Origin of the sequence: Mesorhizobium sp. M7A.F.Ca.CA.002.05.1.1, assembly GCF_003998335.1 — a bacterium.
Lineage (GTDB): Bacteria > Pseudomonadota > Alphaproteobacteria > Rhizobiales > Rhizobiaceae > Mesorhizobium.
On record NZ_RZQI01000007.1, the window covers coordinates 1 to 24020 of the forward strand.

At 61.5% G+C, this 24020-nt stretch carries 31 protein-coding genes; 7 read left to right on the plus strand and 24 right to left on the minus strand.

Annotated features, from left to right (window positions below; all coding sequences use genetic code 11):
* Nucleotides 1-229 precede the first annotated feature (229 nt).
* Nucleotides 230-1894 (minus strand): ABC transporter substrate-binding protein, encoded by a 1665-nt coding sequence (locus EN939_RS00965; protein ID WP_127266588.1) that lies wholly within the window; start codon nucleotides 1892-1894, stop codon nucleotides 230-232.
* Between the two features lie 289 nt (nucleotides 1895-2183).
* On the opposite strand from EN939_RS00965, the gene EN939_RS00970 reads away from it, so the two are divergent.
* From EN939_RS00970 to rbsK, 3 genes are read left to right on the plus strand one after another with little or no spacing between them, the layout of a single operon-like run.
* Entirely contained in the window at nucleotides 2184-3242 is a 1059-nt protein-coding gene (locus EN939_RS00970) for an ABC transporter ATP-binding protein (RefSeq protein ID WP_127266589.1), read from the plus strand.
* A gap of 21 nt (nucleotides 3243-3263) precedes the next feature.
* On the plus strand, nucleotides 3264-3716 hold the full coding sequence (locus EN939_RS00975) for an RbsD/FucU family protein (protein WP_127266590.1): 453 nt from the start codon (nucleotides 3264-3266) through the stop codon (nucleotides 3714-3716).
* A gap of 4 nt (nucleotides 3717-3720) precedes the next feature.
* On the plus strand, nucleotides 3721-4665 hold the full coding sequence (gene rbsK, locus EN939_RS00980; RefSeq protein WP_127266591.1) for a ribokinase: 945 nt from the start codon (nucleotides 3721-3723) through the stop codon (nucleotides 4663-4665).
* A gap of 281 nt (nucleotides 4666-4946) precedes the next feature.
* Here rbsK and EN939_RS00985 read toward each other — a convergent pair whose 3' ends face one another.
* Genes EN939_RS00985 through EN939_RS00995 form a run of 3 tightly spaced genes read right to left on the minus strand, consistent with a single transcriptional unit; the run spans nucleotide 4947 to nucleotide 6445 of the window.
* Nucleotides 4947-5225 (minus strand): hypothetical protein, encoded by a 279-nt coding sequence (locus EN939_RS00985; protein ID WP_127266592.1) that lies wholly within the window; start codon nucleotides 5223-5225, stop codon nucleotides 4947-4949.
* Nucleotides 5222-5515, minus strand: a complete 294-nt coding sequence (locus tag EN939_RS00990) for a hypothetical protein (protein WP_127266593.1) — start codon at nucleotides 5513-5515, stop codon at nucleotides 5222-5224. The genes EN939_RS00985 and EN939_RS00990 overlap by 4 nt, the downstream gene beginning before the upstream one ends.
* 45 nt (nucleotides 5516-5560) lie before the next feature.
* A complete protein-coding gene (locus EN939_RS00995; RefSeq protein WP_127266594.1) occupies nucleotides 5561-6445 on the minus strand; it encodes an ATP-dependent DNA ligase in 885 nt (294 codons plus the stop codon).
* 85 nt (nucleotides 6446-6530) lie between these two features.
* On the opposite strand from EN939_RS00995, the gene EN939_RS01000 reads away from it, so the two are divergent.
* Nucleotides 6531-6716 (plus strand): hypothetical protein, encoded by a 186-nt coding sequence (locus tag EN939_RS01000; protein ID WP_127266595.1) that lies wholly within the window; start codon nucleotides 6531-6533, stop codon nucleotides 6714-6716.
* An 86-nt stretch (nucleotides 6717-6802) separates the two neighbouring features.
* Here EN939_RS01000 and EN939_RS01005 read toward each other — a convergent pair whose 3' ends face one another.
* From EN939_RS01005 to EN939_RS01020, 5 genes are read right to left on the minus strand one after another with little or no spacing between them, the layout of a single operon-like run.
* Complete coding sequence (locus EN939_RS01005; protein ID WP_127266596.1) at nucleotides 6803-7153, minus strand: hypothetical protein; 351 nt, start codon at nucleotides 7151-7153, stop codon at nucleotides 6803-6805.
* Entirely contained in the window at nucleotides 7153-7605 is a 453-nt protein-coding gene (locus EN939_RS01010; RefSeq protein ID WP_127266597.1) for a hypothetical protein, read from the minus strand. The genes EN939_RS01005 and EN939_RS01010 overlap by 1 nt, the downstream gene beginning before the upstream one ends.
* A complete protein-coding gene (locus EN939_RS01015) occupies nucleotides 7602-7784 on the minus strand; it encodes a hypothetical protein (protein WP_236383321.1) in 183 nt (60 codons plus the stop codon). Before EN939_RS01015 ends, EN939_RS01010 begins: the two co-directional genes overlap by 4 nt.
* Nucleotides 7756-8049: a hypothetical protein gene (locus EN939_RS37845; RefSeq protein ID WP_164748669.1), complete on the minus strand. Its 294-nt coding sequence runs from the start codon at nucleotides 8047-8049 to the stop codon at nucleotides 7756-7758. The genes EN939_RS01015 and EN939_RS37845 overlap by 29 nt, the downstream gene beginning before the upstream one ends.
* On the minus strand, nucleotides 8049-9227 hold the full coding sequence (locus tag EN939_RS01020; protein WP_127266599.1) for an N-acetylmuramidase domain-containing protein: 1179 nt from the start codon (nucleotides 9225-9227) through the stop codon (nucleotides 8049-8051). Before EN939_RS01020 ends, EN939_RS37845 begins: the two co-directional genes overlap by 1 nt.
* A gap of 52 nt (nucleotides 9228-9279) precedes the next feature.
* Between EN939_RS01020 and EN939_RS01025 the strand changes: the two genes are divergently transcribed.
* Nucleotides 9280-9498, plus strand: coding sequence for a hypothetical protein (locus EN939_RS01025; protein ID WP_127266600.1), 219 nt, complete (start codon nucleotides 9280-9282; stop codon nucleotides 9496-9498).
* Between the two features lie 71 nt (nucleotides 9499-9569).
* Nucleotides 9570-10667, plus strand: a complete 1098-nt coding sequence (locus EN939_RS01030) for an acyltransferase family protein (protein WP_127266601.1) — start codon at nucleotides 9570-9572, stop codon at nucleotides 10665-10667.
* Nucleotides 10668-10670: 3 nt separating this feature from the next.
* Here the strand turns inward: EN939_RS01030 and EN939_RS38785 are convergent, their stop codons facing one another.
* The 8 genes from EN939_RS38785 to EN939_RS01070 are packed head-to-tail and all read right to left on the minus strand — an operon-like array spanning nucleotide 10671 to nucleotide 20438.
* Nucleotides 10671-11132, minus strand: a complete 462-nt coding sequence (locus EN939_RS38785; protein WP_236383320.1) for a hypothetical protein — start codon at nucleotides 11130-11132, stop codon at nucleotides 10671-10673.
* A gap of 12 nt (nucleotides 11133-11144) precedes the next feature.
* Nucleotides 11145-12584 carry a hypothetical protein gene (locus EN939_RS01040; protein WP_127266602.1) on the minus strand — a complete coding sequence of 480 codons (1440 nt, stop codon included), beginning with the start codon at nucleotides 12582-12584 and terminating at the stop codon, nucleotides 11145-11147.
* Between the two features lie 13 nt (nucleotides 12585-12597).
* Nucleotides 12598-13992, minus strand: a complete 1395-nt coding sequence (locus tag EN939_RS01045; protein WP_127266603.1) for a hypothetical protein — start codon at nucleotides 13990-13992, stop codon at nucleotides 12598-12600.
* Entirely contained in the window at nucleotides 13989-16475 is a 2487-nt protein-coding gene (locus EN939_RS01050) for a hypothetical protein (RefSeq protein WP_127266604.1), read from the minus strand. The genes EN939_RS01045 and EN939_RS01050 overlap by 4 nt, the downstream gene beginning before the upstream one ends.
* A 4-nt stretch (nucleotides 16476-16479) precedes the next feature.
* Nucleotides 16480-16896 carry a DUF6950 family protein gene (locus EN939_RS01055; protein WP_236383319.1) on the minus strand — a complete coding sequence of 139 codons (417 nt, stop codon included), beginning with the start codon at nucleotides 16894-16896 and terminating at the stop codon, nucleotides 16480-16482.
* 13 nt (nucleotides 16897-16909) lie between these two features.
* The gene (locus EN939_RS01060) at nucleotides 16910-17476 is read right to left on the minus strand and encodes a DUF2163 domain-containing protein (protein WP_127266605.1); all 567 of its coding nucleotides are present in this window, start codon (nucleotides 17474-17476) and stop codon (nucleotides 16910-16912) included.
* Entirely contained in the window at nucleotides 17473-18084 is a 612-nt protein-coding gene (locus EN939_RS01065; RefSeq protein ID WP_127266606.1) for a hypothetical protein, read from the minus strand. The genes EN939_RS01060 and EN939_RS01065 overlap by 4 nt, the downstream gene beginning before the upstream one ends.
* Complete coding sequence (locus EN939_RS01070; protein ID WP_127266607.1) at nucleotides 18081-20438, minus strand: tape measure protein; 2358 nt, start codon at nucleotides 20436-20438, stop codon at nucleotides 18081-18083. The genes EN939_RS01065 and EN939_RS01070 overlap by 4 nt, the downstream gene beginning before the upstream one ends.
* Before the next feature lie 29 nt (nucleotides 20439-20467).
* On the opposite strand from EN939_RS01070, the gene EN939_RS01075 reads away from it, so the two are divergent.
* Nucleotides 20468-20809 (plus strand): hypothetical protein, encoded by a 342-nt coding sequence (locus EN939_RS01075; RefSeq protein ID WP_127266608.1) that lies wholly within the window; start codon nucleotides 20468-20470, stop codon nucleotides 20807-20809.
* Here EN939_RS01075 and EN939_RS01080 read toward each other — a convergent pair.
* From EN939_RS01080 to EN939_RS01110, 7 genes are all read right to left on the minus strand, one after another.
* The gene (locus EN939_RS01080) at nucleotides 20792-21445 is read right to left on the minus strand and encodes a gene transfer agent family protein (protein WP_127266609.1); all 654 of its coding nucleotides are present in this window, start codon (nucleotides 21443-21445) and stop codon (nucleotides 20792-20794) included. The genes EN939_RS01075 and EN939_RS01080 overlap by 18 nt on opposite strands.
* A complete protein-coding gene (locus EN939_RS01085) occupies nucleotides 21446-21889 on the minus strand; it encodes a phage tail tube protein (protein ID WP_127266610.1) in 444 nt (147 codons plus the stop codon).
* Between the two features lie 70 nt (nucleotides 21890-21959).
* The gene (locus EN939_RS01090; RefSeq protein ID WP_127266611.1) at nucleotides 21960-22385 is read right to left on the minus strand and encodes a DUF3168 domain-containing protein; all 426 of its coding nucleotides are present in this window, start codon (nucleotides 22383-22385) and stop codon (nucleotides 21960-21962) included.
* The gene (locus EN939_RS01095; protein WP_236383318.1) at nucleotides 22382-22837 is read right to left on the minus strand and encodes an HK97-gp10 family putative phage morphogenesis protein; all 456 of its coding nucleotides are present in this window, start codon (nucleotides 22835-22837) and stop codon (nucleotides 22382-22384) included. The genes EN939_RS01090 and EN939_RS01095 overlap by 4 nt, the downstream gene beginning before the upstream one ends.
* Entirely contained in the window at nucleotides 22798-23169 is a 372-nt protein-coding gene (locus tag EN939_RS01100; RefSeq protein WP_164748674.1) for a phage head completion protein, read from the minus strand. The genes EN939_RS01095 and EN939_RS01100 overlap by 40 nt, the downstream gene beginning before the upstream one ends.
* Nucleotides 23144-23344: a hypothetical protein gene (locus EN939_RS01105; RefSeq protein WP_127266617.1), complete on the minus strand. Its 201-nt coding sequence runs from the start codon at nucleotides 23342-23344 to the stop codon at nucleotides 23144-23146. Before EN939_RS01105 ends, EN939_RS01100 begins: the two co-directional genes overlap by 26 nt.
* 2 nt (nucleotides 23345-23346) lie before the next feature.
* On the minus strand, nucleotides 23347-24020 hold a 674-nt coding region (locus tag EN939_RS01110), incomplete at its 5' end, for a class I SAM-dependent methyltransferase (protein WP_206528260.1).

Consider the following 24020-nt stretch of genomic DNA (forward strand, 5'->3'; position numbering starts at 1 on the left):
CTCCAGCACGATCGTCGCCAGCAGGCCAAGCGTCGCAACGGCCATCAGCGTCCAGCCAAGGCGTTTGCGGCCTGGAGAGATCAGATCGGAAGGGCCGGCATCTGCCGGCCACTGGTTCGCGGTCGAAGTCTGGTCAGCCACAAATCTCGCCCGTTTGAAGGCTCTCGAAGAGCCGGAGCCGGTCTAAAGTGGTCCGGCGTTGCCGCCGGACCACGGTTCATAGGCCAGCCTACATGCCGAGCGAAGCTTTGTAGAGCTTGATCTGGTTGTCGCGGCCGATCTGATCGGTCAGCTTCTCCCAGGCCGCCGCGATGGCGTCGGCACCTTCTTGCGCCTTCATCTTGCCGGCGAAAGTGTTGGCCAGGATGTCCTCGGCGGCGCTGTAGTATTGGAAAATGCCGGGGATGCGTGGCTCGATCGCCGCGTTCGGATGGTTGTAGCTGTCTGATTCCGACTTGAGGTAGGAGGTGATGAAGGCCTCGTCGTAGCCGGCCGCCACCCATTCGGGAATGTCGAAATGCGAGTTGCGGTAGGGCTGGAAGCCCGACGGATACATCGCCGTCCAGATCGACAGGTCCTTGCCGCCGAGATGGGCGGCGGCGGACCATGCCGCCTTCTTCTTCTTTTCGTCGGCATCGACGCGGGCCATCACATAGACGCCCCAGCCGAGATAGGCGCAGTTGGGCGCATAGTTCGGGCCGCTGGCGAGCTTGTCCCAGGCGCCGGTCTTCGCATTGTAGACATCGTCCGAGCCGGGCAGGATCGAGAAGCCGGTGACGTCGCCGACGACGGAAGAGTCGTTGGTCTTGACGTTGGAGCCGACGTCGCCCCACCAAGTGACCATCGAGCCGGTGCCGGCCAGGAACTGCTGGAAGGCGGTCGTGTTCGGATCGGCATTGATCTGGTCGGCGGGTTCGGACGGCAGCGCGTCGATGACGTCCTGGATGGCGCGCACCCAGGCCGGATTGTTGACGCGCGGCTTCATCGTGTCGGCGTCGAAGAGCCAGGCCTTGTCGTCGGGGTGCTTGGCATAAGCGGTGGCGCGACTGCCGAGGAAATAGAAGCCGAAGCCGCCCCAGGGCTTTGGCGCGTCGAGATAGCCATAGACGTCCTGGTCCTTGAGCTTCTTGCCCTTGAGGAACTTGGTCACCGCCTGAACCTGCTGCCAGGTCTTCGGTACGCCCCATTCACCTTCGCCGCCGCCGTCCTTCCAGGCCTTGGCGAGGTCGGCATCGGCGAACACGTCGGTGCGGTAGTTGAAGTTGTGCGCGTCGCCGTCGACGGTCACGCGGTATTGCTTGCCGTCCCAGGTGCCGACCGGCGGCTTCAGATAGCTGACCAGATCGTCGAAATCGATCTGGGTCTTGACCCAGTCGGGCATTTCCGACGTCAGGCCCTTGCCGCAGACATCGCCTTCGAACGGCGCGCCCATTTCGATAATGTCGAAATCGACGGTGCCGGTCGCGATCGACTGCTGCAGGCGGGCATTGTAATCGGCCTGCGCCAGGTCGATCCAGTTGATCTTGGCGCCGGTATAGGTCTCCCACGGCTTCAGGAAGCCGCGGAACAGCACATTGTGCAGGTTCTGGTTGTTGAGACCCATGAAGGTCAGCTCGACGCCGGCGAATTCGCCTTCCTTGACATTGGCCTTGGTCGCTTCGAGGCAGAGTTCACCGACCTTCTGGAAGTCGGCGTCCGTCGGCTGGCCTTTGCCGACGCCGGGGATCTGCAGGATTTTTGTGCGCAATTCGCTTGCCGCGGAAGCCGGGCGCGTCAAGGCGCCAAGTCCGGCGCTGGATGCGGCTGCGATCGCGGCCATGCTGGCCGCGCCCTTCAATATGTCGCGCCTTGTGGCGCCGGCTCGAACCAGTTTGTCGTAAAGACCCGTTCTCATCGCCTATTCCTCCCAGAACATCAGTGTGAATAAATCGGCCAACTGTCGGACGCCGGAGCGCCAAAGATGCTCCCGTTTCGGAAACGAATTAGGCAGGACCCCACCCTGCGTCGATTGAGGTTCCGATTGCGGATCGGATACCGACATTTTGACCAACGCCTGCCACTATTCTCACAACACAACGCCGTGTCAACGAGAGCGGGTTTTTATCTATAAGGGACCGACTTGCCCTGACAGGTCGCGTTGGTTAGCTTCTGCGCCTACGGCTAATGGAGCCGATGGGGGAGATATGGCGCAAGTCGCGATCAGCAAGGTGGCCAAGGCCTTTGGAACGGTCAAGGTTCTGCACGAAGTCAGCGTCGATATCGCAGACGGACAGTTCGTGGTGCTGGTTGGCCCTTCGGGTTGCGGTAAGTCCACATTGCTCAGGATGGTGGCTGGGTTGGAGACCGTCTCCGCCGGTACGATCGCCATCGGCGACCGCGTCGTCAATCATCTGCCGCCGGCCAAGCGCGACATCGCCATGGTGTTCCAGAACTATGCGCTCTATCCGCACAAAACGGTCGAGCAGAACATGGCCTTTGCCCTCAAGCTCAGGAAAACCGATCCGGCCTTGGTCGCCGAGCGGGTCAAGCGCGCCGCCGATATCCTCGACCTCAATCCCTATCTGAAGCGCTATCCCCGCCAGCTTTCCGGCGGCCAGCGACAGCGCGTGGCCATGGGCCGTGCCATCGTGCGCAATCCGCAGGTCTTCCTGTTCGACGAGCCGCTGTCCAATCTCGACGCCAAGCTGCGCGTGCAGATGCGCACCGAGATCAAGGAACTGCACCAGAGGCTGAAGACCACCACCATCTACGTCACCCACGACCAGATCGAGGCCATGACCATGGCCGACAAGATCGTCGTGATGCGCGACGGCCGCATCGAGCAGGTCGGCGCGCCGCTGGAGCTGTTCGACAGACCGGCCAACCTGTTTGTCGCCGGCTTCATCGGCTCGCCGTCGATGAACCTGCTCAAGGGCACCATGCGCAAGGGCGACAAGCCCGGTGTCGACATCGCGGGCACGCTGTTCCCGATCGCATCGGGCAACGCCGCACAAGACGGGCAAGCCGTCGTTTATGGCGTGCGACCGGAGCATCTCGAAATTCATCCCGACGGCGTGCCGGCGAAGATTTCGGTGGTCGAGCCGACCGGCTCGGAAACGCTGGTGTTCCTGCGCTTCGGCGAAGGCGAGATGGTGGCGCTGTTTCGCGAGCGTCACGACTTCAAGCCGGGCGATACGTTGAAGCTGAAGCCACGGCTCGACCAGATCCATCTTTTCGACGCAGAGACCGGCAAGCGTCTCTGATCCCAACTCACGAGGAATACCATGCTCAAAGGCATCAACCCGCTGCTCAATGCCGACGTGCTGCAGGCATTGCGGGCAATGGGGCATGGCGATGATCTGATCATCGCCGACACCAATTTTCCGTCCGATTCCGTGGCGCGCCAGACGGCGCTCGGCCGCGTGCTGCGCATCGATGCCTCGGCGGCGCAAGTGGTCAAGGCGGTGCTGTCGCTCTACCCACTGGATACATTCGTCGACGACTCGGCCGCGCGCATGGAAATTGTGGGCAAGCCCGACGAAATTCCGCCCGTACAAAGCGAAGTGCAAAGGGAGGTCGACAAGGCCGAGGGCAAGTCGTGGCCGATGATCGCGGTCGAGCGCTATGCCTTCTACGAGCGCGCCAAACAGGCCTATTGCGTCATCCAGACAGGTGAGCGCCGCTTCTACGGCTGCTTCGCCTTTCGCAAGGGCGTCGTGCCGCCGGATGCGCAGTAGCGGCATGGCTTCGGGCAAGCCGGTCGTCATGAAGCCTGTCGTCATATTGGGTGTGTTCGTCGCCGACACCGCCTACAGGGCGCAGCGGCAGCCGCGCATGGGCGAAACCATCCTCGGCACATCCTTCACGCTGGGGCCGGGCGGCAAGGGTTCTAACCAGGCGGTTGCCGCCGGCAAGCTCGGCGCCGACGTCACCTTCCTCACCCGCCTCGGCGTCGATCCCTTCGCCGACATGGCGAGGCAGACCTGGGCGCAGGCGGGCGTGAAAAATGCCGTCATCAATACGCCGGAAAGCTACACCGGTGCGGCCTACATCTTCGTCGAGGAGACCACCGGCAACAACGCCATCATCGTCAGCCCCGGTGCTGCCATGCTGATCTCTCCAGCCGATATCGAAGCCAATGCCACGCTGATCGGCGGTGCCGGCGTCTTCGTCACCCAACTCGAACAGCCGATCGAAGCCGCCATGCGGGCGCTGGAGATCGCGCGTGGGGCAGGGGTGACGACGATCCTCAACCCGGCCCCCGCGGCAAAGCTTCCCGACCGCATCTACACGCTCTGCGACTACCTTACGCCCAACGAGACCGAGACGGAGGAACTGACCGGGATGAAGGTGTCCTCGGTCGACGAGGCGCGAGCCGCCGCGGACAGTCTGCTGAAAAAGGGGGTCGGCACGGTCATCGTCACGCTCGGCGACAAGGGCGCGCTTTTGCACTCGAAGGAGCGCTCCGACCATGTTCCAGCCGTCAGCGCCGGCCCGGTGGTCGAAACCACGGGGGCAGGCGATGCCTTCAATGGCGGGCTTGCCGCAGCACTTTCGAGGGGCGTGGAGCCGCTGCAAGCGGTGCGCTTCGCCTGCGCCGTCGCCGGTATCTCCGTGACGCGACCGGGGACTGCACCGTCGATGCCGACGTTGCAGGAGGTCGAGGCACTGCTGGCGAGGGGGTGATCTTGCAGGGCCAGGCGTAGGCAAGGGCTGAAAGGACCTGAGTGACCTCAGGTCTCTTGGACCTCAGGTCTCTTGCAAGACAATATTTTTGACAATCAATGTCGACATTTCTCTGAAGCCAAGAGCTTGATACCCTTGAGAGAAATGGCGCGAGTGACGGGGCTCGAACCCGCGACCTCCGGCGTGACAGGCCAGTGAAAACCGCAAAGCCACCAACGCTGGGTTTCGACTCTCTTCGACGGCGAATTGGTGCAAAAGCGGCCAAAGTTGAAACCGCTGGACTAGCGATCGCCCTTGGCCTTTGCGTAGGAATTCCCCACTGCTTTGCCCATGCCTGACACCTTGTTGGAGTCGGGTGTGTAGCGAAGTTCCGGCTTGTTGGCCCTGCATTTGGAGCAGACCAGGCGCGGCGCGAGATTCCAGTTCATCGCTTTGACCTCCGGACCGTATTTGTCTCTTAAACCCTCAAGGTCGAGCACCGCGTAATGAACGCAGTTGCGGCAATACGCCGTGATCTGCATGTTCCCGTCGACCAGCGATTGGAATGTCCAGTCGCTCATCCTCGAAACCGTTCAGTGTACCAGGTAATCTTGCCGTCGACCTTCATCGGCTTGTGGATCACCAGGCGCTTCGGCAGGTGTTCCGGATGCACCTCGAGCAGCGTGATCTTGATCTGTGGCTTGCAACGGCTGCAATCGAACTTCAGCGCCAGCGGATCGACGCCGCCGCCATAGACCATCATCAGGTCGGCCGACCTGATGTAGCGGACATTGCCGCAACTGCATTCGGCCTTCACAAGCATGTTGTGCCGGGTCGCCTTGCCCAGCGTGTCGATCGGATCGTGTTCCATGAGAACGTAATAAGAACAAATTCCCAACTGCGGTCAAGGGCCCCATCAGCCTTCGTCGAGGAAACCCTGCACCGAGGCGTGCCGCAGCTTGGGCTCGCCGCGTAGCGTCCTGACGCTGGCTTTGATGCCGGGCTTGACCCATTCGACGTCAGGCGTGATCTGTGCCGTGGGAACGTGCGGCGGCGCTGCCTTGGCCTTCTGCACCCGTTTCCAGAGGCGGTCCTTTATCGCATCCGTGGTGGCGATCACGGCCTTGCCGACATATTTTCCGTCCCGCGCGAACAGCCCCTCGGTCCACTCGCCGGCTTTTCGTTTGACGCCGATCAGATCCAGTTCGGCGATGTCCCAGCATTTTGTCTTCAGCCAGGCTTCATCCTTGGCGCCGCTACGATATGGGCTGAACTTGCGCTTCGACACCACGCCTTCAAGCCCCATTCGCTCAGCCGCATCGTAGAACTCGGCGCCGCCGCCCTCGACGTGCTGGCTGTACTGGATGATGCCCTCGGCCGGCTTGATCAGGTCCCACAGGATTGCCTTGCGCTCGATCGCCGGCCGCGGGCGCAGATCCTCGCCGTCCAGATACAGAATATCGAACGCTACAAAGGCGAGCAGCTCGGCGTTCCATGCCATGCGCGAATGCATGGCGTGGAAGTTCGACCGGCCGTCCGGCTCGGGCGCGATCACCTCACCGTCGAGGATGAACGATTTCGCCTTCAGCTGCTCGGCAGCGGTGACGATCGGCCAGTAGCGCTTCGACCAGTCGATGGCGGTGCGGGTGAAGGCACGGGCGCCGGCCCAGTCCAGGATGATCTGGGTGCGGAAGCCGTCATATTTGATTTCGTGGATCCAGTCGTCGCTGACCGGCGGCTCCAGCACCAGGACGGGTTCCTGTGGCTTGATGAACTTCAGCCGGTCTCCGGCGTTACTCATACTCGATACCCCGCACCGCGATTCAAGTCGGAAGGCTGATTAAGGTTCCGGGGTATTTTAGACGAATTGTATGTCGGAGTCGTTGATGACCAAGCTTTCCGATCTTCCCCGCCCAACGGGCCGTCTCAAGGCAGTAGACCGCAAGCCGGTGACCGAAGGACCAGAGATTGAGATATGCCCGGTCTGCGGACAAGCGATCGACATGAGGGATATCGGGCAGCTGCTCTGGCATGTCACGGAAGACCATGAGCCACTCGAGCTCGACAGTTGAACAGCCGCCGGCTCCAAGCATCAAGGCCTAGGACGCAAAAGCCCGCCGCACCTTTCGGCACGGCGGGCTTTTCCAGGGCGCGATCCTTACTTCGATCGCGCGATCTCCTTTGCCAGGTCGCCGATGTCGCGGCGAAGGTCCCCGACCTCGTCAACGAAGCGGTTGCCGACTTCGATCAGCCGATACATGGCCTGGCGCTGCTTTTCATTGTCAGCGCGCCCGGCGATCAGTTCCATTGTGTAGCCCTCGATCGAGGCCGCCAGTTCCTTGACCGCGCTGTTGTCGATGAGGGCGCCGGCGACCTCGACCTGGCGCTCCGCCGGCGTGACGGTGCCGCGACCGAAGCGAAGGCCGAGCATTGCCAGGAGGCCGAGCAACGCCAATCCCACGAAATTGGCGATCGGCACCAACTGTTCGGCCGGAATGCCAAGGATCATCAACGCCTCCGCTGCGAAGCACCGACATCAGCCCATGCCCGAAAAAGGTTCCACATTTCGATCGTCATGAAGGTGAGGTAGACGATCACCCCGGTGCCGGAGCCATCGGCCGTCAGGACGGCAACGAGGACGCCGAGCGCAATTTGACCCCAAAACACGCACGACGCGATGGAAGCCCCAGCCCTGAAATGGGGCGAGTAGCGGAAACCCTTGAAGGTGCCATTGACGATGAGCGCCCCGAGCCGAAGCAGCGCAGTCATGAGACAGACGTTGGCCCAGAACGCTTCATTGCCGTAGGTAGCGATGATAGCCATCGACGGCGAGCGGTCGAAGGTCAGCGGATCCATTGCCAGGCAACCGGACCAGCCGAACAGCGCTCCGGTCATGATCCATTCGGTGACGCGCATCCCGAAATGCTCGCGGATGCCGCCAGCGATGCGCAGCACGATCATGTCTTGAGCTCCGCTCGGCGCGCAGCGCTGGCCTTGGTGTGCAAATCGCATTCGGCGCGCGTATAGAGCTTCACCGCGCAGCCTGGCGCCATCGTGCGGTCGATCTTGTTCTGGTCGGCTTGGGTCTTGCCCTGTGCGCCGGCGAGGCTGTTACCGAGGGCCTGTCGGAGCGGCGTCACACCGCTGACGCCCGAAGTCGTACACGCCGCCAGCGTCAAGGCACTCGTCAAGAGACATGCGAGCGTCAACGCCCTTGTGAATCGCATCGGTATTCTCCTTTTCGATCTTGGCGCGGACTTCGTCGGCGCCCCAATGCTTGATGAGTTCGTAGCCGCCGAGGGCGGCGCCGGAGACGGCGACGGCCAGGACGGCCCACGCGATGATGCGGGCGAGAGGGCGGGGAACACCGACGAAGCCGGCGACGAGCGAGATGAGGACGCCCATCAGCGCCGTGCTCCCGTCTTGAATGCCTCGACGCCCTTGGCTTCGCCATGGCGTGCGACCAGGAACAGCCCGCCGGCAACAGCCGCAATCGCCAGCATCCAGACCCAGCCAGGCACGTCGCCGGCAGCATCCTTGACAGGCTGGATATAGCCGCTGGCGGCGCCGAGATTGCCGATGATGCCGTCGAAGAAGCTGCCGATCAGTGCCGCGATGCCGGTGAAGAACGCGCCGACTTTGGTCAACCAGTTCGTCTTCACCTCCGGCACCTTGTCACGCACGACGTCGGCCCGCGCATCCGCGCGCGCGGCGGGAATGGCCCGCGGCTTGGCCTTCTGCAGGGACAGCAGCAGCTCGTCGTCGATGCCGTCACCCGCCGGCAGGCCATTGTCAGAGCGGAAGGCGCGGATCGCGGCTGCGGTGAAGTCGCCGGCCTTGCCGTCGACGCCGCCGACCTCTGTATAACCGAGATCCTTCAGCTGCTGCTGGACGCGCTCAACCGTTGCCTTGTCGACGGCCGGCACCACCGCGGCGATCGACACCGGCTCAGCCGAAACAGGGTCCGCCGCTGGCGAGAATGGCGTGTCCCTGATCTTTTGCCATTTGGCAAAGGCGGCGGCCATCTTGGTATCGTAGGCATTTTTTTTGTAGCCGGGACCATTCCAAGTCCTGGCGATGACCGGCCAGCGATGCGCGCGCAGATCGTCGTCGATCTTCCACGCGACCAGGAGGCGCACTGTCGCCTCGAGGTGGTTGGCCTCGGATGCCAAGAACGCCGTCACCAACGCCTGCGGTGAAGTGTACCCGGCATCGCGATGGTTCTCGCCGAGAATCTGGGTCAAGCCCCACGAAGCGGCCATCAACGCGATCGTCTCGTCGATTGCCATCGCTTTGACCAGGCGCGGGTAACTGTCCTTGGGATAGGGCTTCATGCCCCATTTCGGATAGGCGAGCCCAGCCTTGACCGCAGCATCCCGTTTCATGCCCTTGCCGAGAAGCCGGTAGAAGACATGCGGTTCGAACAGCATCTTCGGCCGGCCGGCCGCATCGAAGCCGGATCCTGCCGCCTCGACGTCCATGAAGGCATGCAGTTCGTCCTCGCCAACCCCGATCTCGGCACCGATGCGTGGAATGTCTATGTCTTGCAGGCGCACCGCTGCGCCCTTGAACGAAGTGTCCATGGGTTTTCCTTCGGATGTTGATTGACTATGGTCGGCGGCGGGAGGCCCGCGCATGAAATACGACGAACCGCGAGGGGATTGGTTTTCGCTGCCCAAGCCGTGGCTGGAGCTACCTCAGGCGATGCGAGACAGCGTGGTGCAGGCCGCCGGCGAGATCAGAACCTATGATGGCGGGCATCTCGTTCATGTCGACGGATTGTGGGAAGTGATGAAGAGCGGCACTCAGAACGATGCCGACATCATCCTCAACGCGCTGCGTAAGGCGAACTAGCCTTCGTAACTTGCCGAATTGCGATTTCTTTTGGTTGCATGTAAAAGCCCCTTTCGCTCGGGGGAATACAGATGTCTTCGCACCAAAATGCTGCACCGCAGCAGTATCCAACGCTGGACGGCTTACGCTTTCTGGCATTTGCGATGGTGTTCTTTTTTCACTTCTCGGCCGGACCTGACCACCCGACGCTCAGCATGCTTCAGGCGCAAGGCTGGATCGGCGTGGAAGTGTTTTTCACTCTGTCGGCATTCCTGCTTTTCGGCCTCTTCGAAAAAGAGGTAACAAGAACCGGACGGATCAGCATCTCGCTTTTCTACGCGCGAAGGCTTCTGCGCATCTACCCCCTAATGATGCTGTTCGCGATTGCCATGTTGATCCTGTACGGGTCGGCGAACGCCGACGCATACGGCTGGCTCCTGGGCCTTGCCTCGTTCGTCGGAAATTTCATTTACTGGTTTCCGGAACACGCCAAGTCCGTCCCAAACACCGGGCATCTCTGGTCCCTGTCGTACGAGTTCCAGATTTACCTGATCCTGCCCCTGTTATTTCTGGTCTATCGTGCGGTCGGCAAGCGGGCGTTTCTAATGGCGTTGCTTTGCGCGCTACCGATCTGCTTGGTTGGCCGTGCAGCATTTGCACTGAGCGGGATCTCTATCCAGCCGATCTACATGACGCCGTTGCTGAGGCCGGAATCGACCATTGCTGGCCTTCTGATCGCAATGGGCGTGACGAAAAAGCTCCCTATCTGGACGGTCGCTACGGCTTTCGCCTGCAGCGCTATCGGGCTGGTGACCCTTCCTGATCTTCATACCAGCGTAGGCTCAGTAATTGCCTTTGTAACAGCTGGCCTGTTCGCGGGATCACTGTTGCATCTGACTCTCTACGCCAAAAATCTTGGTACAGTCCTACAATGGCGCCCGCTCGCGTACCTTGGCCAGATTTCCTTCGGACTCTATGTCTTCCATCTCTGGGCCTTTGGGCAGGGCATGTCATTGCTGCGAATGACTTCAATCCCGGAGAATTATGGCACTCGCTGCCTGGCAGGCATGGCTTTCTGCATCGCCGTTGCCACCGTGAGCTACTACTGCCTCGAACGGCCAATCCTGCGCCAAAAGCCACGTCAGCAAGCCAGCCCGTCTCTCCCTGGGTCTGTGGTGCCAGCTGAGTAAACACTATATCTGCGCAGCCGCAACGAAGAACGCGTCGACCTGCTCATCATTGAAGCCAAGCGCGGCAAAGCCGGATGCCATCATCGGCTCTGTTCTCACGAACGAATTACTGTTGTCATAGGCGATTTGGACGGCCGGCCCTTTCGCGGCGATGAATGCCTCGACCTGGCCCAAGAGGCCGGACGCAAGAAGCTGGAGCTTAAACTGACGAGCCGAGACCGAGCCCGGGACGCGAACCACGGGACCAGGCAGCCCAAATCCGGCCAATACGTCTGTCAATTCCCCTTCGCTGGCGATTCGCGTGGGAACGACAGCTATGAGATCCGCCACACTGCACCCAGATGACAGTGCATCTTCCGCTGATAGGAATAGGCCCTCGGGCAGAGAATTCACATATGCCCCAGCAGCACTCGACCAGAAGCGGCTTTCGTCGTCGGCAACGATCCAGAAGCGATCAGTTAGCATGGATATCTGCCTCTAGTTGTATAGGCCAAATGGTGTGACGCTGGGGTTTGTACCTGTGCCGGCGGCACTGCCCGGTAGATAGCTCGTTCCGGCGTTGTTGGTGTTGATAGTGCCATTCAACGCAGCATTGTATCTCGACCCTGTGGCGCTTCCTGAAAACGTGTTTACCGGCACATTGATGAAGCCGCCGAACGCATTCGCGAACTGGGTTCCGAAAGCTGGTGTGCCGGTGATCGTGATCGTTTTGCCCACGCAAGCCACGAGGCCATAGGCTTCAGCCCACCAGTGCTTCGATGCCGATCCTGTGATGTTGTAGTTGGCGTTGATCGTTACCGCCGCATCATTGTCTGCAAGGATATGCCCGCCGGCGCACGCTCCAAAATCCATTTTCCCATCAACCGTGATCTGGCCTTTGTTGGTTGCCCACAGGCATTGTCCGGAAGTTGTGGTTTGGAGCTTCAACCCCGAGACCGAAAGCGCAGAGCCTCCCCCGCTCACCGTTATGCAACTGCTGGAGGTCGTGGAAATTATCACGTTGGCAGGGGTGATTGCGTCGCCGACGACGCTTACGAGACCGCCGACGAACGGAGCGTTTACATTGACGCCGGCGGTATAGGTCCCGGCGCCGACTTGGATGGTCACGCCGAAGCCGCCTAGGTCCAAAGTCTTAACGACGTCGATAGCTTTCTGCAGCGTCAGGAATGCGCCACCAGCATTGTTCACAAGGCCTGTATTGCCGTTCGATCCGTCGGTGCGGACGAAGTAAGTTCGGCTTGCCGTCAGCCTCTCTCTTTTTTTCCCGGCCGCGATTTGCAGCAGATCGAGTTGCGTCATGGACAGGTCTTCGGGCGCGCCCGTGCCCGCAGTCGTGCGCCCCTTGACGGTGGCATTGGCCATGTTGGCGAGTTTGACGACGGGAATAGCGGGATTGGTGTTATCGATCGCGATTCCGGTACCGGGCGAGATGCTGCTGACGGGACCGCCCGCAGCCGCATCCGCTACCGGGAACGGCCCTTCCCATGCCGTGCCGGACCATCGGTAGAACGCGAAAGCGATGCCGATCTCGGCATGCAGGAAGAAGAAGCCTTCATCGTCGGACGTCAGGACAATGGCGTCGCGCTCGGCGATCGTGCCTGAGGCGTTGGGGTGAACCCCGACCAGCGACAGCGTCACGAGCACGCGCGACAGCGTGCGATTGAGGTCGACGATGTCGGCGGCGTTCGAATTCTCCAGCGCAATGGCGTAGGCCGCCCCAGCAGCGGTCGCGCCTGGCCAGGCGTAGGCCAGCGTCAGGTGCGTGTCGTCGGTGACGGACAGGATCGGAACGGCCACGCCAAGGCGCGTGAACATGCCGCCTGCGACAAGCCCGAGCGCCCACGCGGTACCGGTGCCGGTGACCACTGCATTGCCGTTCGTCACGGATACCGTGCCGGTGGAATAGATTGATGCCATTTGGATTTGCCCTTTAGTCGGGAACAGCGAGGACGAAGTAGCGGAACACCCAGCGGCTGCCGGCCGTGTCGTTGACGCTGAAGGTGATGGTGTGCGCGGCGGCGTCGTAGACCCACCAGTTGGTGAGCTGGAGCGTTACCCCGAATGCAGAGGACGCCCAGTTGGCGTTGATCAGAATGTCGCCGTCGTTGAAATTGGCGTCGGCGCCGACCTTCTGCAGAGCCGTCAGGATGATGGGCGGATTGTCCAGCGCCGGAACCGCAAGCGTGTAGGTTCGCGCCGGTGTCGAGACGCCCGGTGTCCCTGAGAACAGCATATCCGCCACCTTCCCATAGGCGACCACCGGGCAATAACGATATTCGCTCCACAGCAGGATGTCGGCCGGCACCGGTGGCGAGGCCGCGCCCGGGCGCAGCATCTTGATCTCGCCCTCATCGGTGAACAGGATCTTGCCGGAACCGCCCGTCGTCGGCACCTGCTGGTTCTGGACCATGACATTGTAGAAAACCGTGATCGACACGGCGTTTCCGTTGACGATCGTCAGGTTGTTTCCGGAAATCGAGGCATCGACAAGAAAGGCGCTCGAGGGTGAGGAGAAAGACGCCATGTTGCCGGCCGCCGCCCCGATAATATAGGGGATCGAACCATCCGGCACGTCGACGCCGAGGGCGATCACCTGCGTCTGTCCAGCGGTCAACGTCGTCGATCCCGTGGCGACGATCGTCAGGGGTCTTTGATTCTCATGGACGATGCACTGTGAGGCAATCGCCGTCCTGGCATCGACCGCGCCGCGAGAGATGCGCGCGTAGCCGCGCTTCTCGTCGACCACAAAGAAGCAGTTGCCGACGATGGGCGGTGTCGACAGGGCGGTATAGTCCCGGTCGCAGGGAAAGCGGGTGACGATCGACATGGCGCAATACGGACTGGCCACAGCGCCAAATTGCGAAACCATCTCGTCGGGATGGTTGTTCAGATTGTCATAGGCCGAGGTTGTCCGAATGCCGCTGTTTTGCTTGACCTTGGCCATCGAATTGGGATTGCCGTTGGTCAACGTGTCGTCGCGATAGATCCTGGCCTTGTTGTTCGTCGGATCGATGTAGCGATGCTCGATGATCGGCAGGAAGCCGTAATAGGCGATTGCCCGCGCCGCGTGGCAGAAGACGAAGCCGCCGCTCTCGCATTTGAGAACATAGTTCGACGAGTTGCAGCCGGCCGGATAGTAAGTCGTGACCGTGCGCGGCCAGATGATGATGTCGTCGATGTAGCTGTATTCGGTGTTGCGCGAATTGAAGCGGTGCTTTTCCCAATCCGTGTCCGGCGTCGACAAAGGATCGTAGGACGCATCGGCCATGATCTTGACCATCGGCACGCCGCTGCCGTCGAGCCCGATGAAGCCGCGCGTGCTCATGCGAACAGTTCGATCTTGGCTTCTGTGCCGTTGCCGGTGATCACCAGCTTGCCGTTGGCGGATTGCAGCTCTTCCACGATGGCCGTGCCGATCCGCGCGACCTGCAGCTTCAATTCGCCGCTTGCGAACACCAGGGGCGTGCCGTCGTTGGTTCCGTCAGTGACGACGAACTGATCAGCCTTGATGACAAAGCGCGAGAACGGCGCCAAAGGATTGCCGCCGGTAAAGCCGGCTTCCATGACATAGCCGGCATCGACCCAGACGTCGCCGTTGGTCGCGCGTACCTGCGCTATGAGGCGGGAGGTCACGTCACCGCTTCCGGCGGTGGCAATGAGCTGGAACAGCCCATCCGCCGAAATTAGGCCGACCGATGCTTCGACGGCCGTTGTGGCTGCTGCCAGCGCCACAAGCTCATCGTCGATCTCAGTGATCGACGCCTCGAGCAGCTGCTGCGCCGCGGCGGTGGCATTGCGGAAGCGAACGGCAACCGAGTTGTCCTTGGCAACGCGACCAGCGGCATCTACCGCGGCGGCGGCCAACTGATTGATGCGCTCTATGATGGCGACGCGCGTATCGGCGACAAGCGTGGCGAAGAGATCGTAGATGTCTTCCTGCACCTGACCGAGGCCGACCGACACGGCCGGTACCGTGGCCGCCGGCGTGTCGACGGTTGCCCAATCGGTGAAGAACGTCGTGCGCACCGGGCGCGTGATGATGCGATGGCGGTATTCGTAGGTTGTCGCCGCCAGAACGCCATCGCTGGTGATCAGCACCTGGTCGGGCACATTGGCGCGCTTGACGATGCTGTCGGTCTGACCCTGCGGCCGGTATTCGATGTCGATCGACACGACGGTGATGTCGGTGAACGCATTCCAGGTGAAGCGCAGGCCGGGGATTTTCTCCGCCGAACCGGCGACCTGCTGCGCTACGCCGAAGGCGAGGAAATTGGCGGCTTCGGTCTGATAGTCGGGCGGGCCGGGAAGCTCCGGCACCGGCGGCACGGTCGTGTAATCGGTGCCGTCGAAGATCTCGTCGCCGACTTCCTGCAGCTTCAGGTGGATGTTGCGCGCACCCTTGTCGCCGAGCGGCCCCAGCGTCTTTTCCAGCATCTGGAATTTGCGGGTGCCGAACTCCGCCGAATCCCATTCGCACCAGCGCCCGACCTTGGCATCGGCGAGGAACATTGGATGGATGACGATATCGCCATTGCCCTGGAACCGGCTGGCCTTGAAGGCGATGTCGGCCAGCCGGTCGGCGACCTCCGCCTTGTTGACCCCGCCGTATGGTATGGCCACTGCCAGGCGCTCGCCATCCTCGGCAAGAGCGACCTCGTCGATCCGCACCGCGAACGGCGTCTGCTCGAAGAAGGCGTCAGGATCGCGAAACGTGCCGGCCAGCGTGTTGATCAGTTCCGACTTGGTGCGCTTGGTCGAGAAACGGAAGGTCTCGTCGACCATGATGTCGTCGTCGGTGAAGGTGAGCACCGTCGATTGCGCGGCACCGACGATCGGGAACTCGCCGGAGGCGTCCTCGATCCACGTCGCCGCGCAGGCCTCGAACAGCGGCTGGATGTTCTGGTCGTGGGTCACGCCGGATCCTGCCGCGGCGATGACGCCGGCGGAATAGCGCTTCAGCAGGCCGATGCTTTCGTCGCAGACATTGGCGGCTAGCGTCCAGTCGCCGAGCGGCAGGCGCCCGGCCGGCACGCCCTTGCCGACCATCATTTCCGTGCCGTTGAAGAAGCCGCGCTCCAGTCCGTAAACCATCAGCACCGGGTTTTCGGAAAACTCCCATGTGTCCTGGTCATTCCAGCGATGGGCGCCACCGCCGCCAACGGTGCTGTCCTTGCGCCAATCGTAGAGCGGGGCGCCCTGCACCTCGAAAAAGGCCTCCCACGGCTGCTGCATCTTTTCGCGGTCGAGCTGCATGGTGACGACGGCATAGGCGATGCCGGCGCCACGATGATCCTCGCTCCAGCGGCCGGGCGGATTGGCCTGGTCGATCAGGCCGGCATCGGCCACCTGATCCATGGTGCCGAGATAGACCTTGACCCAGATTTCCCCGTCTATGCCCTGGACGCGGAAACCCTTGACCGGATCCTCGACGCCGCCGAGCGAGCGCCATTCGCCTTCGGCACGCACGCGGGTGACGCCGGTGATGCGGAAGTCGGAAAGCTTGTAGACGTCTTGAATGGACCGGTTTCCCGAGCCATAGGCATTGCGGTAAAGCTTCTGGCCGGCGGTGCCATAGACGCCGAGGCCGACCGTGCGCGCAAGATCCTCGCCATAGACCGTATCGAGCTGGACGGCCTGCGCCTGCGGTTCCTGTTGGCCGAAGATCGCGCCGAGGGCATACTTCGCCGCAAGACCGATGCCGAAGCGGGCGAGGCCGGCAAGGATGGTCGAGCCGCCGAGCCAGGAAGCGAAGCCGCCAAGGCCGACCGCGCTGGCAAGCGGCGCGATGATCGGGATCAGGAACGGCATGCTGTCAGCCGACCTTGAATGCGGATTTGATGGTCATCTGCGAGACGAAAGACAGACCGGACTCTGTTTTCACCGCAAAGCCGAGATCGGTGATGAAGCCTGCGCAGAGCACGCCGTTGCGCTCGACAACGCCGATATCGCCGCGCTGCGCCATCAGCCGGCCGACGGGCGGGAACAGGCTGGCCAACGCCATCTCGACATCGCCGAAGCCGCGCTTGCGCAGGATCCTCGCAGCGCCGGCTTCGGTCTTGTATTTGCCACGGATGTCGGCGGCAGGATCTGTGCCGGTGATCGCCTCGACGGCATCGGCGACGGTCAGCAGGCAGTCGGACACGCCCCACACGCCGGGTGTCGACTTGTGCTGGTTGACCAGACGCGCAAGGCGGCGGTCCCAGTCGGGCAACCGGGTGAGCTTGAGCATGATCAGGATTGCCTCAGTCGAAGGTGATGTCGAAGAACTCGTGCCGCACGGTGCTGGCAAATTCGAAGATGCGGTCGCCGGGCGAAACGAGCTGCTGATCCTGATGGCTGGCGGTGCGATAGCCGTCGCGATGGTTGGCGATGGCGCCGGAGCGCACATTGGCAATCAGCTTCTTTTCGCCATTGTCACGGGAATGGTCGACCGTATCGATGAAGCCGTAAGCGCCGGGCTCTGCATGCAAAAACGAGCGGTCATCGGGATCGAAGTAGAAGTCGAACACCGTCACCGGCGCATCCTTGTAGCCTTCATCCTCGATCAGCAGCAGCTTGTCGGGCGTCAGGCCGGAATCGCGCTTGGCGACCAGTTCGACAGTGAAGGTCGATGCGGCAGTGCCGAGGCCATAGACTGGCTCGGAGACGCTGATCAGCGAATTCGGCCAGTAGACCAGGCCGTCGACGATGATGTTGCCCTTGCCGTTCCAGAAGCCGTACGTGCCGGTCGTGCAGGCGATCTTGATGCCCGAGCGGATGACGGCTCTGCCTTCGGACAGGACGGTCTGCAGGCGGGTCGGAAAGCTCATTTCGGGATCTCGACAAGGGTAAAGGTCGCAACCGGCTTCGGCTCGTCGGGGATCGAGAACGACCCCGGCATGACGCGCATGTTGGCGACCGGGTTCTTGAACGTGATGACGGCGCCGGCCGTGATGTAGGCCGGCACGGCCGGCTCGACGGTGACGGTGATCGCGTTGCCAGCGGCGACGCCGCCGGTCTGGACGCGAAACAGCGCATTGTAGTCGCCTGTCGTCGCCGAGATCAGATCGCCGGCGCCGAGCGTCAGGCCATTTTCGACGCTGTTGATGAGCAGCGAGTTGCCGGTGATCGAGGCCAGGGCGCCGGGATTGGCCAGCGCGGCGGCACCGGCATTGCCCCAATAGGCACGCGGGATGCACATGTGCTTGGGCGTGTAGAGCACCGTTTGCAAGCCGCCGCGGCTGGCATCCTTGAACGCTTCGACCAGGAGCCGTTCCGAAGCCTTCAGCGGCTTGGTGCGCATCTGGATGGTCCAGTAGCTGTCGGCATACTCGACGAACGCCATGGCGCGCGTGCCGGAGCGCGAAACCGAGACCGATTCCACCAGCTGCGGATAGGCATGCTGGAAGCCGACGGCGGGCAGGGCAATCGCCGTCATCGCATCAGCCCCGTCGTCTTGGCCTCACGGATGGCCTTCACCACACGCGGGGTGAATTCCTTTTCGAATTTCTTCAGCGCGGCCGTCACCTGCTCGCCCGAATCGCCCTGACCGCCGTCCTGCATCTGGATGACAGGCGCAAAGCTAAGACTGATTGCTTGGCTGACGCCTGCGCCAGCAATCGACGGCAGCTTCGGAACGCTTGGAAGGATGGTGCCCGACTGGTGGGGCACAAACAGCTCAGGTCGCTTCTCTCCAACGATGTAGGGCTTCCCAGCGGTAACCGGCCCTCCCTTGGCTCGAAGACCGAGGGCGGAGATGATGCCAGGATCACTTCCCCCGCCGCCACCAAGGCCGATGGCGCCCAGAAGGCCGCCGAGCAAGCCGCCGCTGCCGCCGCTGGCGCTGTTCGCCTGCAGGATTGCATCAATCAAATCTTCCTCGATCTTGTCGATGATCTTGTCCAAGGCATTTAGGGCAACATTGGCCAGATCGTCCCAACCGAGCTTTCCGTCATCGAGCGCCGAGCGCAGATCGCCGAACACTCCCTTTAGAACGTCCCTCTGTAGGTCTTGAGCTTCCTGCGCCTTGCGGAGTTTATCGGCTTGGTCAGCATAGGCTTCGGAGACGTCGTCAATCGCCTTGATTTGGCTAGGCGACAATTTCGCATTTTGCCAGTCCTGGTCTCCCTTGCGGCGAGCCTCCTCACGGACCTGCTTCAGGGCCTCTTGTTCGAGGTCCAACGCGACTTTGCGCTTTTCCTGTTCTTTGAACGTGAGACCTAGAGCGCTCTGTTCTTCAAGCAGTGCGGCGGTTCGGTCCTTCACGGACTGAATGTCTTCGTCGAAACGGTCGTCTGCTGTTTTGCGGGTGCTGCCTTTCGTCGGCGTCGGCGTGGCGCCGCTTCCGTTTCCGAAGCCGTTGGGCTTGCCGGCCGCGATCTTGTTTATTTTGGCAACCTGGGCGTCAAGCTTGTCGGCAGCAGCGCCGAAGACATTAAGGCGTTGTTCGGCGTCAGCGATGTCGTATTTGAACGGTGTGAACTCCATGCCCGTGTACTGCTTGAACGTATTGTTCCTTTGAACGGCGGCGTCAAAGTCTGCCTGCGCCGCCTGCTCCGAAGCATGGGCGGCTTCCGCCTGGGTGGCTATCAGTTGCCGCAATGCAGTGATCTGGTCATAGGTCGCGTCGGTCGCGCCCTTCAGCGCTCTCTCATTGGTGGCGATCGCGTCATTTAGGTTTGAGGCCGAGCCTTTTGCGCTGCCCTGGCTTTCATAAAGTAGGAACAGCGCAGCGGCGGCGGCGCCGGCAACGAGACCAAGGGGGCCGAGAGCGGCCGTGAATGTGCCTGCAACGAGTGTTCCGGCGCGCATGGCGGTGAGGAAGGCTCCCAAGGCAACGACCGCGTTGCCAAGCCCAGCCACCATCCCGAGGATCGCGCGACCCGTCAAAGCTCCAATAATGATTGTCGCGAGCTCGACAACGACGTCGGCAACGCCCTTGAAGTTTGTGGCGAGATATTGAAGCGCGGCAACAAGGTCTCGGCTGGCGCCGGCGGAAGCATCCGCGTTTCCGATATAGGCTAGGAATTCATTGTTCACCTGGCCGATGGCGTCGGCGATCGTCGCGTTCGTGACCTTGAACTGCGCCTCGATCGGCTTCTGTGCAGCTAGGATCGCATGGAAAATCCGGTCCGAAGTGATCTTACCTTCCGCGCCAAGAGCCTTCAGCCCGCCGACTGTCGTCTTGAACTCTGTGGCAATCGCTTGCGCTAAGATCGGTGCGTTCTCACGCAGAGACCGCAGCTCGTCACCCTGCAGAACGCCGGAACCCAGCGCCTGACCAAGCTGTAGAATGCCGGCCGCTTGCTCGTTCGCCGACGCTCCACCAGCCTTGAAGGCCTTGGACACGATGTTCGTGACATCGGCGATCTCCTGCTCTGACTTGGCAACACCAGACGCCGAGCGGATAAGCTTCGCGTAAAGGTCGACGTAAGTCTCGAGATCGGTGCGCGCGTCGTTGGCCCCGGCCTTCAGTTCATTGAGCGATCGTGCCGAGACGCCAGCCGATGTTGCTGCGGCGCGGATCTTGTTCCCTGCCGCCGTCCATGCGTCCGCATATTGAGCAATCTCCCTAACGCCAAGTGCAGTGCCGATGCCGGACAGCGGCGCCAGAAGACCTTGGGCAGCGCTCTTCCCGATGCTGTTCAGACGGCTGTCAAATTGACGGGCGCGCCGTTCGATAGCATTAAATTGCGAATTGCTGATCCCGTTCGCGCGGGCGAGGCCCTTTTCGAAGGCCTTGAAATCGGCCGAAAGCTGGACAACCAGCTTTTCGAGGTCAGTTGCTGGCATAGAAGTGGCCAGCTTCTTGGGAGGATCGCATGTTTTCTACCTTGCTCGTGATTGCCGGTCTGACATCAACGCTGACGCCGCAGCAGGCTGACCGATGGATGGGCGCTTACCTTCACTCGATGAAGCTGCACTACGCTTGCCGTGGACACGGGAGCACGTATAGGACAGCGAAAAATATGGCCCTCCGCCAAGTCCAACTGCTGGACCTATATGGACCAAGTGGCCGGTTCACGGTTCGCGATGTCACCAACCTCGATCGCGACCTCCAGGCCGGAAAGGTCACGCTCGACGCGTCCATCAATCTAAAGGATTGCGAGAACCTTTTGCTTGAAGACAAAGCTGACCTTGAGGCATTAGGCGACGGAAAATAGCCGCTCGACCGGCAACAGCGCCACTGGGTTGAACGGCACCTTCGGCTGAAGCCCGATGATAGGTGCGGCGTCCGCGGTCAGCCAGTCCCACAACGCGTCCTTGTCGGCCTCGGAAAGCTGCCTGTCTGACCCTGATTGCGACTTCCGGAAGCCCTCGACGACCGCATGGAATTGCCAGATGCTCATGCCGTTCACCTGTTGCGGTGAATAGCCCATGACTTGGCCGTAGCCGTATAGGACTTCAAAGCGGACCTTCCCGTTTGGCAGATCGTCTAGGGTGACGCCCTCATCCTCTTGGCTTTTTTTTTTAGGCTCGCCTGCCTCGTCGGGAGCGCCCATGCACGCCGCCATCAATATGGCCTGCGCGATCGGCAGGTTTTCCGCCGGCGGGCGGTCCTCGACATAGGATCGAACCAGCGTCAGAGCCTTCGCTGGCTCCATGCCGCCGCCAATCAGACCCAGCCGTATCACGTTCGAAATGTCGGTGGTTCTGCAGGTTCGATCCATGAGACGACCGAGCACCACGAACGGACCGGCATCGGTCTTTTCCTGAAGCTCGGCGAATTCGCCCCAGCCGACGCGGAAGGGATAGGTCCCATCCGCGAAGTCCAGCGTCACCCTGGCGTCGCGGCTCATTTACGGGGTCACCACGCGAACCAGCTCACCGTCGCTCGACATCTCGACGTTGTTGGTCACCCGACCGTTCTTGGACGGGTTACCCATGGTCACGGTTCCGACATGCATGAAACCGGTCCACGTGATGGTTTTCGCAGGGAATTCCATCTCCACTTTCACCGGGATGCTGTCGGGGTTCTCCCAGGCATCGAGCCACGTCTCAACGGATTCGTTGGCGAGAATGCCTTCGCCACTGATCGTCACCGATAGGCTGGTGGCGTCGCGTCCGAGCCAAGCCACCTTGTCGGGGTCGACACAATCCGGGAGGCTGAATTCCTCCAGAGCCTTGGTCAGCGTCATCGACTTGGAAAGAAAGCCGCACGGCGCGGTGTAGACGATCGGGGAGGCGCCGTCACCGAGAAGAACTCGGAACTTGCCGCCTTTGAGGGTGGTTGCGTCAGCCATTTGATGTCTCCTTTGATGGCAGCAATAGCGCCCGCCGGAGCGGGTTTCTCAGGGGTGAGGTGAGGCTGGGCTAGTCGTGCTCGACAACGGCCCGGAACGTGAGCCGAGCGCGGCTGGTTTTGCCGTCCGGATCTCGGACGACGTCGCGCTTGTACAATTCGAACGACAGCAGCGCATTTTCGGTCAGCGGTAGTTCGTACTCGTGCAGCGCCAGCCTGACCGCGTTGGCGATTTTCTTGACCTCGGCCGATCCGACCGCGCGCGACCAGGCGCTCATATCGAAGTAGATTTCGGATCCCGGTATGCAGTCGAAATCGTTCGGCAGCACCTGATCGCCATCGAAGGCGACGTATGGGAAATCAGCCGTGACTTGTTTTGTTGCCTTGTCGCGCGGCACCTCGTCATAGACGCGATCAGCGATCAGCGAGACCAAGTCGGCGAAGCCTTTCAGCCTAGCAACAATGGCGATCTGCAATTCGTAGGAAGCGTCAATCATGATGCCGCCACCTGCTTTGCTGCCTTATTCACTGCCGCGCGGATCGCCCGAGACGATCCTTTCTTGTTTGCCCGCCACGAAACGAAGAAATACGGCTGCGCCGGCATCTCCTGCGTTCCGTGCTCCTGCCACCGGGCGTAATAGGCAACCTCGTTGCCGGCGAAGATCGTCAGCGTCAGATCTCCGCCTAGTGATGCTTTGACCACCGCGACGACGTAGCTGCCCTTCGGTGCCTTGCCCCAGGTCCAGCCGATGCTATCGCGCAGTTCGCCGCGGTCGACAGGCACCAGCGATTTCATCATGGCGACGATGATGTCGGCCTGTTTCTCCATCGCCGCACGGATCATGTCGCGGGCGACTTTAGGTAATGCTGTCAATTTGCGCTGCAACTTGGCGAGCCGGAGGATTGAGGTCATGACGCCACCCCGCTCTCCACCAAGATGTCGATCCATGCGCGATCCTCAGTCGGATTGATCGCCTTGATGGCGTAGGTGATGCCCGTCCACTTAGTGCCGACCCAAGCACCGGATCGCACATCCCTGGCTTGCCAGTCTGTGGTGATTTGCTTGCTCAACGAGTTGGCCCTGACCGTGAGCAGGACAGGCTGGCGTCCTTCCAGACGCGCCGCCATAACCGTCTCAGTGCCGCGAAGATATTGACGCCGGGCAGACACGATGAATCGCTCTTCGAACGGTCCTTCGGTATTGCCGTCATCCGGACCGGAGTACGGGCCGCGGCTGTCGAATGCGATGTTTTCCCTAAGCTGGCCGGTTGTCGTTTTCATCTGACACCTCTGGATCAGAGAACTTACCGCGCTTGCGTAGCCGCACAGCTTTGCCGGCATCGATCGCCGCAGCTCCGCATCGTGTAGTGACAGAAACCGACATCCCATCACGATAGGCGATTGTCACGGCCGGCGTTGGCTTCCAGTCGAAGTCACCAGTGAAGCGAACCCACATGGTCAGACCCTCATGAAAGCCAGCCACGTCCCCTCGACATGCTGGATTAGTCGCCGTCCGCTTTTATGGAGTTCCTCAAGCACAGCCTGCACGTCGACCGTCCCGCGAGCATGGTAATCGTGATAAACGATCATCCCGCCCTTGCGGACACGGTTAAGCGCAAGGAACTGATCCTGCATGACGCCCCTCGCGCCATGATCGCCGTCGATGAAGGCGAAGTCGCATTCCGGAAGATCGTCGATCAGGAGATCGTGCGAACCATGGCGCGCGATCAGGAGCCGGAAGCGCGAATCGTCCAACGCCAGGTGCGCCGGCTGCTGTGGAACCTCACGCCGCTGCACAATCTTGTCGGTGACGTAGCCTTGCGGCACGTCGATGCCGACATAGCGCTCGATCGTCACAACGTTGCGCAGCAATGCCTTGGCAGTGCGCCCTTCATTCACGCCGAACTCGATGGCGACCTTGGGCGCAACCGATCGCGCGAGCGCTACGAGCACCTCTAGTTCGCCGGGGTTCATGAAACGGGCGTTTAGCCCGCTCCAGTCGATCGGATGGACGTCAAGGTCAGCCTGCGGAACGGCCGGCAGCTTGAGCAGCGAAGGCTCGTAGACGGGTCGTTGCGGCTGGAATGTCGATGGTTTTCTGGCAAGCATGGCTGTGGCTGAAACACTGACAG

What these genes read in the sequence shown, in the direction of transcription:
- EN939_RS00965 (WP_127266588.1), bottom strand. Translation starts at nt 1,894, where the DNA reads ATGAGAACGGGTCTTTACGACAAACTGGTTCGAGCCGGCGCCACAAGG.
- EN939_RS00970 (WP_127266589.1), top strand. Translation starts at nt 2,184, where the DNA reads ATGGCGCAAGTCGCGATCAGCAAGGTGGCCAAGGCCTTTGGAACGGTC.
- EN939_RS00975 (WP_127266590.1), top strand. Translation starts at nt 3,264, where the DNA reads ATGCTCAAAGGCATCAACCCGCTGCTCAATGCCGACGTGCTGCAGGCA.
- rbsK (WP_127266591.1), top strand. Translation starts at nt 3,721, where the DNA reads ATGGCTTCGGGCAAGCCGGTCGTCATGAAGCCTGTCGTCATATTGGGT.
- EN939_RS00985 (WP_127266592.1), bottom strand. Translation starts at nt 5,225, where the DNA reads ATGAGCGACTGGACATTCCAATCGCTGGTCGACGGGAACATGCAGATC.
- EN939_RS00990 (WP_127266593.1), bottom strand. Translation starts at nt 5,515, where the DNA reads ATGGAACACGATCCGATCGACACGCTGGGCAAGGCGACCCGGCACAAC.
- EN939_RS00995 (WP_127266594.1), bottom strand. Translation starts at nt 6,445, where the DNA reads ATGAGTAACGCCGGAGACCGGCTGAAGTTCATCAAGCCACAGGAACCC.
- EN939_RS01000 (WP_127266595.1), top strand. Translation starts at nt 6,531, where the DNA reads ATGACCAAGCTTTCCGATCTTCCCCGCCCAACGGGCCGTCTCAAGGCA.
- EN939_RS01005 (WP_127266596.1), bottom strand. Translation starts at nt 7,153, where the DNA reads ATGATCCTTGGCATTCCGGCCGAACAGTTGGTGCCGATCGCCAATTTC.
- EN939_RS01010 (WP_127266597.1), bottom strand. Translation starts at nt 7,605, where the DNA reads ATGATCGTGCTGCGCATCGCTGGCGGCATCCGCGAGCATTTCGGGATG.
- EN939_RS37845 (WP_164748669.1), bottom strand. Translation starts at nt 8,049, where the DNA reads ATGGGCGTCCTCATCTCGCTCGTCGCCGGCTTCGTCGGTGTTCCCCGC.
- EN939_RS01020 (WP_127266599.1), bottom strand. Translation starts at nt 9,227, where the DNA reads ATGGACACTTCGTTCAAGGGCGCAGCGGTGCGCCTGCAAGACATAGAC.
- EN939_RS01025 (WP_127266600.1), top strand. Translation starts at nt 9,280, where the DNA reads ATGAAATACGACGAACCGCGAGGGGATTGGTTTTCGCTGCCCAAGCCG.
- EN939_RS01030 (WP_127266601.1), top strand. Translation starts at nt 9,570, where the DNA reads ATGTCTTCGCACCAAAATGCTGCACCGCAGCAGTATCCAACGCTGGAC.
- EN939_RS38785 (WP_236383320.1), bottom strand. Translation starts at nt 11,132, where the DNA reads ATGCTAACTGATCGCTTCTGGATCGTTGCCGACGACGAAAGCCGCTTC.
- EN939_RS01040 (WP_127266602.1), bottom strand. Translation starts at nt 12,584, where the DNA reads ATGGCATCAATCTATTCCACCGGCACGGTATCCGTGACGAACGGCAAT.
- EN939_RS01045 (WP_127266603.1), bottom strand. Translation starts at nt 13,992, where the DNA reads ATGAGCACGCGCGGCTTCATCGGGCTCGACGGCAGCGGCGTGCCGATG.
- EN939_RS01050 (WP_127266604.1), bottom strand. Translation starts at nt 16,475, where the DNA reads ATGCCGTTCCTGATCCCGATCATCGCGCCGCTTGCCAGCGCGGTCGGC.
- EN939_RS01055 (WP_236383319.1), bottom strand. Translation starts at nt 16,896, where the DNA reads ATGCTCAAGCTCACCCGGTTGCCCGACTGGGACCGCCGCCTTGCGCGT.
- EN939_RS01060 (WP_127266605.1), bottom strand. Translation starts at nt 17,476, where the DNA reads ATGAGCTTTCCGACCCGCCTGCAGACCGTCCTGTCCGAAGGCAGAGCC.
- EN939_RS01065 (WP_127266606.1), bottom strand. Translation starts at nt 18,084, where the DNA reads ATGACGGCGATTGCCCTGCCCGCCGTCGGCTTCCAGCATGCCTATCCG.
- EN939_RS01070 (WP_127266607.1), bottom strand. Translation starts at nt 20,438, where the DNA reads ATGCCAGCAACTGACCTCGAAAAGCTGGTTGTCCAGCTTTCGGCCGAT.
- EN939_RS01075 (WP_127266608.1), top strand. Translation starts at nt 20,468, where the DNA reads ATGTTTTCTACCTTGCTCGTGATTGCCGGTCTGACATCAACGCTGACG.
- EN939_RS01080 (WP_127266609.1), bottom strand. Translation starts at nt 21,445, where the DNA reads ATGAGCCGCGACGCCAGGGTGACGCTGGACTTCGCGGATGGGACCTAT.
- EN939_RS01085 (WP_127266610.1), bottom strand. Translation starts at nt 21,889, where the DNA reads ATGGCTGACGCAACCACCCTCAAAGGCGGCAAGTTCCGAGTTCTTCTC.
- EN939_RS01090 (WP_127266611.1), bottom strand. Translation starts at nt 22,385, where the DNA reads ATGATTGACGCTTCCTACGAATTGCAGATCGCCATTGTTGCTAGGCTG.
- EN939_RS01095 (WP_236383318.1), bottom strand. Translation starts at nt 22,837, where the DNA reads ATGGATCGACATCTTGGTGGAGAGCGGGGTGGCGTCATGACCTCAATC.
- EN939_RS01100 (WP_164748674.1), bottom strand. Translation starts at nt 23,169, where the DNA reads ATGAAAACGACAACCGGCCAGCTTAGGGAAAACATCGCATTCGACAGC.
- EN939_RS01105 (WP_127266617.1), bottom strand. Translation starts at nt 23,344, where the DNA reads ATGTGGGTTCGCTTCACTGGTGACTTCGACTGGAAGCCAACGCCGGCC.